Annotated in this window: 6 protein-coding genes and 1 tRNA gene; all 7 read right to left on the bottom strand. The window is 71.6% G+C overall.

Annotation, left to right across the window (positions count from 1 at the left end; genetic code table 11):
* Positions 1-721: SRPBCC family protein (locus ACWEVN_RS44720; RefSeq protein ID WP_452055330.1), on the bottom strand; the 721-nt coding region annotated here is incomplete at its 3' end.
* A gap of 78 nt (positions 722-799) precedes the next feature.
* Complete coding sequence (locus tag ACWEVN_RS44715) at positions 800-1,654, bottom strand: FAD binding domain-containing protein (RefSeq protein ID WP_449685051.1); 855 nt, start codon at positions 1,652-1,654, stop codon at positions 800-802.
* Positions 1,651-4,092, bottom strand: coding sequence for a xanthine dehydrogenase family protein molybdopterin-binding subunit (locus tag ACWEVN_RS44710; RefSeq protein ID WP_452055329.1), 2,442 nt, complete (start codon positions 4,090-4,092; stop codon positions 1,651-1,653). Before ACWEVN_RS44710 ends, ACWEVN_RS44715 begins: the two co-directional genes overlap by 4 nt.
* Positions 4,092-4,616 (bottom strand): (2Fe-2S)-binding protein, encoded by a 525-nt coding sequence (locus ACWEVN_RS44705; RefSeq protein WP_091306596.1) that lies wholly within the window; start codon positions 4,614-4,616, stop codon positions 4,092-4,094. The genes ACWEVN_RS44710 and ACWEVN_RS44705 overlap by 1 nt, the downstream gene beginning before the upstream one ends.
* Before the next feature lie 203 nt (positions 4,617-4,819).
* Complete coding sequence (locus tag ACWEVN_RS44700) at positions 4,820-5,932, bottom strand: XdhC family protein (protein ID WP_452055328.1); 1,113 nt, start codon at positions 5,930-5,932, stop codon at positions 4,820-4,822.
* Positions 5,925-7,037 (bottom strand): vWA domain-containing protein, encoded by a 1,113-nt coding sequence (locus tag ACWEVN_RS44695; protein ID WP_449685048.1) that lies wholly within the window; start codon positions 7,035-7,037, stop codon positions 5,925-5,927. Before ACWEVN_RS44695 ends, ACWEVN_RS44700 begins: the two co-directional genes overlap by 8 nt.
* A gap of 20 nt (positions 7,038-7,057) precedes the next feature.
* Positions 7,058-7,134, bottom strand: a tRNA-Arg gene (locus ACWEVN_RS44690).
* Between the last annotated feature and the right edge of the window lie 283 nt (positions 7,135-7,417).

Raw genomic sequence — 7,417 nt, 5'->3', positions numbered from 1 at the left:
CATCGCCGGCCGGGGTGCCCTGCGCCAGGGCCGCGCCGGCGGGGGCAGCCGGGCTCGGGGCATCGCCGGCCGCAGTGGTCTTCGCCGAGGCGGGGGCAACCTGGGTTGGGGCGTCGCCGGGCGCAGCGGCCTTCGCCGGGGCGGCACCGGCCGAGGCAGCCGTGGCGGCCTTCGCCGAGGCAGCACCAGCCGAAGCAGCCGTGGCAGCCTTCGCCTGGCCCGGGGTGTCGCCCTTCGCCGAGGCGGCTCCAGCCGAAGCGGCCGTCCCTTCCCCCTCCGCCGGGGCCAGCTTTCCCGACAGGCAGCCCGCGAACGTGTCCAGGATCTTGCCGCCCACTTCGCTGATCAACCCGCGTCCGAACTGGGCCGGCTTGCCCGTGATCGCCAGGTCGGTGGCCACCGATCCGTGGGTTGCGCCGTCCTTCTCCGTCAACGTCAGCGTTACCGTCGCCGCCGCTGTTCCGGAGCCGCGGGAATCCTTGCCCGAGGCCTTGATCGTCACCTTGCGGGCTGCCTCGTCCTTCTCCAGGAACTCGCCGTTTCCCTTGTACAGCAAGGAAATCGGCCCGAGCTTGACCTTCACCGTTCCGCTGAACCTGTCCCCTTCGACCTTGGTCAGCGTGGCGCCCGGCATGCACGGGGCGACGCGCTCGGGGTCGGTGACCGCCTGCCAGACCTCGCCGATCGGAGCCGGGACGGTGAATTCGTGGTCGAGCCGCACGGGCCGACCTCCTTCCTGAAAGCGGACGGGTCCGCTGCCCACCCTAGCCGCCGCCGGAGCGGCGGCCAGGGTGCCGCGTCAGGCTCCCGCGGCCGCCGCGATGGCGCGTCCCGTCAGCACCTGCGCCAGGTGACGGCGGTATTCGACGTCGGCGTTGCTGTCCACCGGCGGATTCGTGCCCTCCGCCGCGTGGGAGGCCGCCGCCGCGATCGATTCCGCCGATGCCTGGACGCCGACCAGTGCCGACTCGACGCCCGAGGCGCGGATCGGGGTCGAGCCCATGTTCGTCAGCGCGACCCGGGCCTCCTCGATGACGCCCGCTTCCGTACGAACCGTGACCGCGACCGCCACCATCGACCACGCCTGGGCGACGCGGTTGAACTTCTCGTAGTGCGCCCGCCACCCCGTGTGCTTGGGGATGCGGACCTCGACCAGCAGCTCGTCCGGCGCCAGCGCGGTGGTGAACAGGTCGCGGAAGAAGTCCGCGGCCGGCACCGTGCGCCGCCCCGACGGGCCGGCCACCACCAGCGAGGCGTCCAGCGCGAGCACCGGCGCCAGCAGGTCGCCGGCCGGGTCGGCGTGGGCGATCGCGCCACCCAGCGTCCCGCGGTGGCGGATCTGCGGGTCGGCCACCGTGTCGGTCGCCGACTTCAGCAACGCCGCGTGCGCAGCCACCGACGCGTCCCGCTGGACGTCGTAGTGCGTGGTCATCGCGCCGATCACCAGCGAGTCGCCCTCCTCGCGGACGCCACGGAGTTCCGCGACGCGTCCGAGGTCGATCAGCGTCGTCGGCGCCGCGAGGCGCATCCGCAGCACCGGCAGCAGGCTCTGCCCGCCCGCCAGCACCTTGGCGTCCTCGCCCGCCGTCGCCAGCGCCTGGACCGCTTCGTCCACTGTGGACGGGCGGACGTAGTCGAAGGGAGCCGGGATCACTGCGCACCTCCGGTGGCGTCGATGGAACCCAATCCGCCGCCCGCTTCGTCGCGGCCGGGACCGCCCGCGTCGGTGGTGCCGTGCTGGATGGCGTGCCACACCCGCATCGGGGTCAGCGGCATCTCGATGTCGTCGACGCCGAAGGGCCGCACGGCGTCGATCACCGCGTTGACCACCGCCGGGGTGGACGCGATCGTGCCCGCCTCGCCGACGCCCTTGGCGCCGAGCGGGTTCGTCGTCGACGGCGTTTCCGTGCGGTCGGTGGTGAACGACGGCAGGTCGGCCGCCGACGGCAGCAGGTAATCGGCGAACGTGCCGGTCGTCAACGTGCCGCTTTCGTCGTGCTCGGTGCCCTCGAACAGCGCCTGCGCGATGCCCTGCGCGAGCCCGCCGTGCACCTGGCCCTCGACGATCAGCGGGTTCACCGCGACGCCGACGTCGTCGACGCAGACGTACGAGCGCAGCGTGATCCGGCCCGTCTCGGTGTCCACCTCAGCGGCGCACAGGTGCGTGCCGTGCGGGAACGAGAAGTTCTCCGGGTCGAACGTCGCGTCCGAGTCGAGCGACGGCTCGACCCCGTCGGGCAAGTTGTGCGCCGCAAAGACCGCGAGCGCGACATCGCCCATCGACGTCGACGTGCCGGTGCCCTTGACGGTGAACTTGCCGCCCGCGAACTCGAGGTCGTCTTCGGCGCATTCGAGCAGGTGCGCCGCGATCGGCTTGGCCTTGGCGATCACCTTCTCCGCGGCCTTGACGATCGCGATGCCGCCGACGACCAGCGAGCGCGAACCGTAGGTGTCCATGCCCTTGTGCGACGACTGCGTGTCGCCGTGCAGGATTTCGACGTCCTCGAACGCGACGCCCAATTGGTCGGCGACGATCTGGCTCCACGCCGTCTCGTGGCCCTGGCCGTGCGCGGACGCGCCGGTCGTGACCTCCACCTTCCCCGTGGGCAGCATCCGGATCGACGCGTACTCCCAGCCGCCGGCGCCGTAGTCGAGCGAGCCGAGCACCCGTGACGGCGCGAGCCCGCACATCTCGGTGAACGTCGAGATGCCGATGCCGAGCTGCACCTTGTCCTTCGCCGCGCGGCGCCGCTCCTGCTCGGCGCGCAGGCCGTCGTAGTCGAAGAGCTGCTTCGCCTTCTCGGTGGCGGCTTCGTAGTTGCCGGAGTCGTAGGTCAGCCCGCACACGGTCGTGAACGGGAACTCCTCGTGCTTGATCCAGTTCTTCTCGCGCAGCTCAAGGGGGTCCATGCCGAGCTCGACGGCGAGCTCGTCCATGATCCGCTCGATGGCGAACGTCGCCTCCGGGCGGCCGGCGCCGCGGTAGGCGTCGGTCAGCGTCGTCGTCGTGTACACGTTGGTGCACGCGAAGTGGTACGCCGGGATCTTGTAGATCGCGTTGAACATGAACGCGCCGAGGATCGGCACCCCCGGCCCGACCAGGCCGTTGTAGGCGCCGAGGTTGGCCAGCAGCTCGACCTTGAGGCCGGTGAGCTGGCCGTCGCGGGTCGCCGAAATGGTGAGGTCCTGGATCTGGTCGCGGCCGTGGTGGGCGGCGAGCATCGTCTCCGACCGCGATTCGTTCCACTTGACCGGCTTGCCGAGCTTCTGCGCGACCAGCAGCGACATCATCTCTTCGGGCAGGACGCCGATCTTGCCGCCGAAGCCGCCGCCGACGTCCGGGGCGATCACGCGCAGCTTGTGCTCGGGGATGCCGAGCGTCAGCGCCGACATCACGCGCAGGATGTGCGGGATCTGCGTGGCCGACCACATGGTGATCTGGGTGCCGGTCGGGTCGACGACGCAGGCGCGCGGCTCCATGAACGCCGGGACCAGGCGCTGCTGGCGGAAACGGCGCTTGAGCACGACCTCCGACGAGCTGATCGCGTCCTCGACGTTGTCGCCGGTGCCGGCTTCGGCCGAATCGAACTTCCAGACCGCGCTCGTGTTCGTGCCCAGGTCCTCGTGGACCAGCGGCGCGCCGTCGGCGATGGCGGCTTCCATGTCGAGGACGACCGGCAGCTCGTCGTACTCGACGTCGATCTCCTCGAGCGCGTCGTGCGCTTCGGCGGACGAGCGCGCGACGACGACCGCGACGCCTTCACCGGCGAAGTTGACCGTGCCGGCGGCGAGCACCGGGCGGCGCGGCGCCTTCATGTCCGGCGTGATCGGCCACGCGCAGGGCATGCCGACCGCGCCTTCGGGGTCGAGGTCCTGCGCGGTGTAGACGGCGATGACGCCGGGCGCGTCCTTCGCCGCCGACGTGTCGATCGAGACGATCTTGGCGTGCGCGAACGGGCTGCGCAGGACGGCCAGGTGCAGCAGGCCGGGCAGCGTGATGTTGTCGGTCCACCGGGTGCGGCCGGTGATCAGCCGCTCGTCCTCCTTGCGGCGGCGGGACTTGCCGACCTCCGGTTCGATCGTGGCGGTCATCAGTCACCACCCACGCCGACGTGCTTGTTCTCGGCGATCCGCTCGGCTTCCGGCCCGGCGCCCGGGCTCATGTGCTTCGCGGCGTCGCGGACCGCGCGGACGATGTTCTGGTAGCCGGTGCAGCGGCAGAGGTTGCCTTCGAGACCCTCGCGGACGGCCTGTTCGTCCGGGTCCGGGTTGTCGGCCAGCAGGTCGATCGACTGCATGATCATCCCCGGCGTGCAGAACCCGCACTGCAGGGCGTGGTTGTCGTGGAACGCCTGCTGCACCGGATGCAGCTTGCCGTCGCGGGCGAGGCCCTCGACGGTGGTGACCTCGCAGCCGTCGGCCTGCACGGCCAGCACGGAGCAGGACTTCACGCTGTGCCCGTCGAGGTGGACGGTGCAGGCGCCGCAATTGCTGGTGTCGCAGCCGACGACGGTGCCGACCTTCCCGAGTTTTTCCCGTAGGTGGTGCACGAGGAGGGTGCGGGGTTCGACTTCGTCGGTGTACTTCGTCCCGTCGACGGTGACGGTGATGCGCATCAGGCCTCCAAAAGCCGGTTCGGGAACGGCCTGCCCGACCGTGATCGGGCTCACAGACCCCGAGCGTGCTACGCGACCTTCGCGCCTTCAAGCCCTGATGTCACACGTTCAACTACCGGTTCCGCAGATACGCGCTGAGGTGCGGAAAAACGCCGTATCTGCGGAACGCCGGATGGGTGAACTTTATCGGCCACCTGGCTGAGTCAGCCGTGAATGCGTCCCGACAGCTCCGCGAGCCGCTTCCCGCCACCGCCCCACCGCAGCGCGATGATCTCCGCGGCGATCGACACGGCCGTCTCTTCCGGCGTGCGCGCACCGAGATCGAGACCGATCGGCGACGACAGCCGTTCCAGTTCCGCCTCGGTGATCCCGGCCTCGCGCAGCCGGGCGAACCGGTCGTCGTGCGTCTTGCGGGAGCCCATCGCGCCGACGTACCCGACGTCCAGGCGCAGCGCGACTTCGAGCAGCGGCACGTCGAACTTGGGGTCGTGGGTCAGCACCGCGATCGCCGTGCGCCGGTCGACGCGGCCCGCGTCCGCCTCGGCCCGCAGGTAGCGGTGCGGCCAGTCGACGACGACCTCATGCGCGTCCGGGAACCGGCTGGTGGTGGCGAACACCGGCCGCGCGTCGCACACCGTCACCTGGTAGCCGAGGTAGGCACCCATGCGGGCCATCGCGGCGGCGAAGTCGATCGCGCCGAAGACCAGCAGCCGGGGCGGCGGCTCGAAGGAGTTGACGAACACCGCCATCCCCTCGCCGCGGCGCTGCCCGTCCGGGCCGTAGTGCAGGGTGCCGGTGCGGCCGCTGGCCAGCAGGCCGCGCGCGTCGTCGGCGACGGCGTCGTCCATCCGCGACGACCCCAGCGAACCCGCGGCGCGGTCCGGCCAGACGATCATGTGCTCGCCGACCAGGCCCTCCTGCTCGTGCTCGATGACCGTGACGACCGCGACCGGCTCGCCGCCGCGCACCGACGCGACGACGTCGCCGAGCTCCGGCATCGACGCGCGGTCGACGTGCTCGACGTAGATGTCGATGATCCCGCCGCAGGTCAGGCCGACCGCGAAGGCGTCGTCGTCGCTGACGCCGTAGCGCTGCAGCACCGGCTTGCGCTCGGCGACGACCTCCTGCGCGAGCTCGTAGACCGCGCCCTCGACGCAGCCGCCGGACACGCTGCCGGCGACGGTCCCGTCGGGGGCGACGACCATCGCGGCGCCGGGCGCGCGCGGCGCCGAGGAGAAGGTGGCGACCACGGTGCCGAGGCCGACGGTCTCCCCGTCGGACCAGCGGCGGAACACGTCGTCGAGTACGTCACGCATCGGAAATCTCCCCGAGCAGTCGTTCCAAGGTGGCTAGGGTGTGCCCGGCCAGGAGCCGGTCGATGTGGGGCAGCGCGGCCACGATGCCCGACTGGACCGGAGCGTACCCCGCGCGGCCGGCGTGCGGATTCACCCAGAATACGGCGTGCGCGAGCCGGCGCAGGTGGGCGAGCTGCTCGCCGAGCAGGCCGGTGTCGCCGCGCTCCCAGCCGTCGGAGAACACGGTGACCACGGCGCGGCGCGCCACCCCGCGCCGGCCCCAGCGGTCGAGGAACGCCTGGAGCGTCTCCCCCAGCCGGGTGCCGCCGGCGAAGTCCGGCACGGCCGAGCCCGCCGCGAGCATCGCTCGTTCCGGATCGCGCTGCCGCAGCTGGCGCGACACCCGGGTCAGCCGCGTGCCGAGCGTGAACACCTCGACGGACGGCGGTGCGGCCCGGGTCAGGACGTGGGCGAACCGCAGCAGGGCGTCGGCGTACGGGCTCATCGAGCCGGAGACGTCGATGAGCAGCACCACCCGCCGCGGCCGGCTGCCGCGCCGGGCGTGGACGAGCCGGAGGGGCTCGCCTCCACTGGCGAGCATGGCGCGCAGCGTCCGCGGCGGGTCGAGCCGGCCGCGCCGCGACGGCGTCCGCCGGGCGGCCGGGCGTTTCGGGAGTGCGGGCTTCAGGGTGGCCAGCAGCTCGCGGAGGTGTTCGCGCTCGGCGGTGGTGAGTTCGGCGAGGTCGCGGTGGCGCAGCACTTCGTGGGCGCTGGCGGCGACTTTCAGCTGGTCTTGCCCTTCGCCGCCCGCGGCGTCCCCGCCGTCGGCCTCGCCCAGCGGGGCGATCCTGGCCTTCTTGGGCGCGGCGGACGTCGCCCGCTTCGGCGTCGTGGTCTCGATCGAAAACCACTGGCTGAAGGCCTCTTCGTAGTACGGGAGGTCGTCGGGGCTGGAGCAGAGCGTCAGCCGCCCGGCCCAATACAGCCGGGTGGGTTCGGCGACGTCGATCTCCGCCACGGCGGTGAGGTACGCCTGCACGCGGTGCGCGTCGCAGGCGACACCGGCTTCGCGCAGCGCGGCGGCGAACCCGACGTACCCGGCGACGGGATCGGCGGCAGTGGTCATACGTCCATTGTGCGCTTTTCTGGCGTCCCGGCGAGGAGTCGAACCTCGGACCTCGGCGTTCGTAGCGCCGCGCTCTGTCCTGCTGAGCTACCGGGACAAGGCGGTCTGCGCACGCACCCCTCCCCGGGCAGGCGCGCAGACCGCGCTCTTCGCCGCGGCCGACCCAAGGTAGCGGCGGGTGGGCGCGAAGAGCCTTCGGAAAGAAAAGGGAATCAGCGAACGACGCGGGAGATCGCGCCGCAGTGGTTCCGGTCTTGCCGTCGGGTCACGATCTCCTCCTCTCGGGGTGGCGTGCTGTGGTGAAGAAAGAATGCCCCAGTCCGCCGGGGGCGGCAACGCAATTAAAAACGCCCGCCTCGGCGGTCCTTTGTGGACCGACG

The organism is Amycolatopsis sp. NPDC003861, assembly GCF_053605405.1.
Note: the sequence above shows the minus strand (reverse complement) of the source record. Positions and strands in the feature narration are given on the sequence as shown.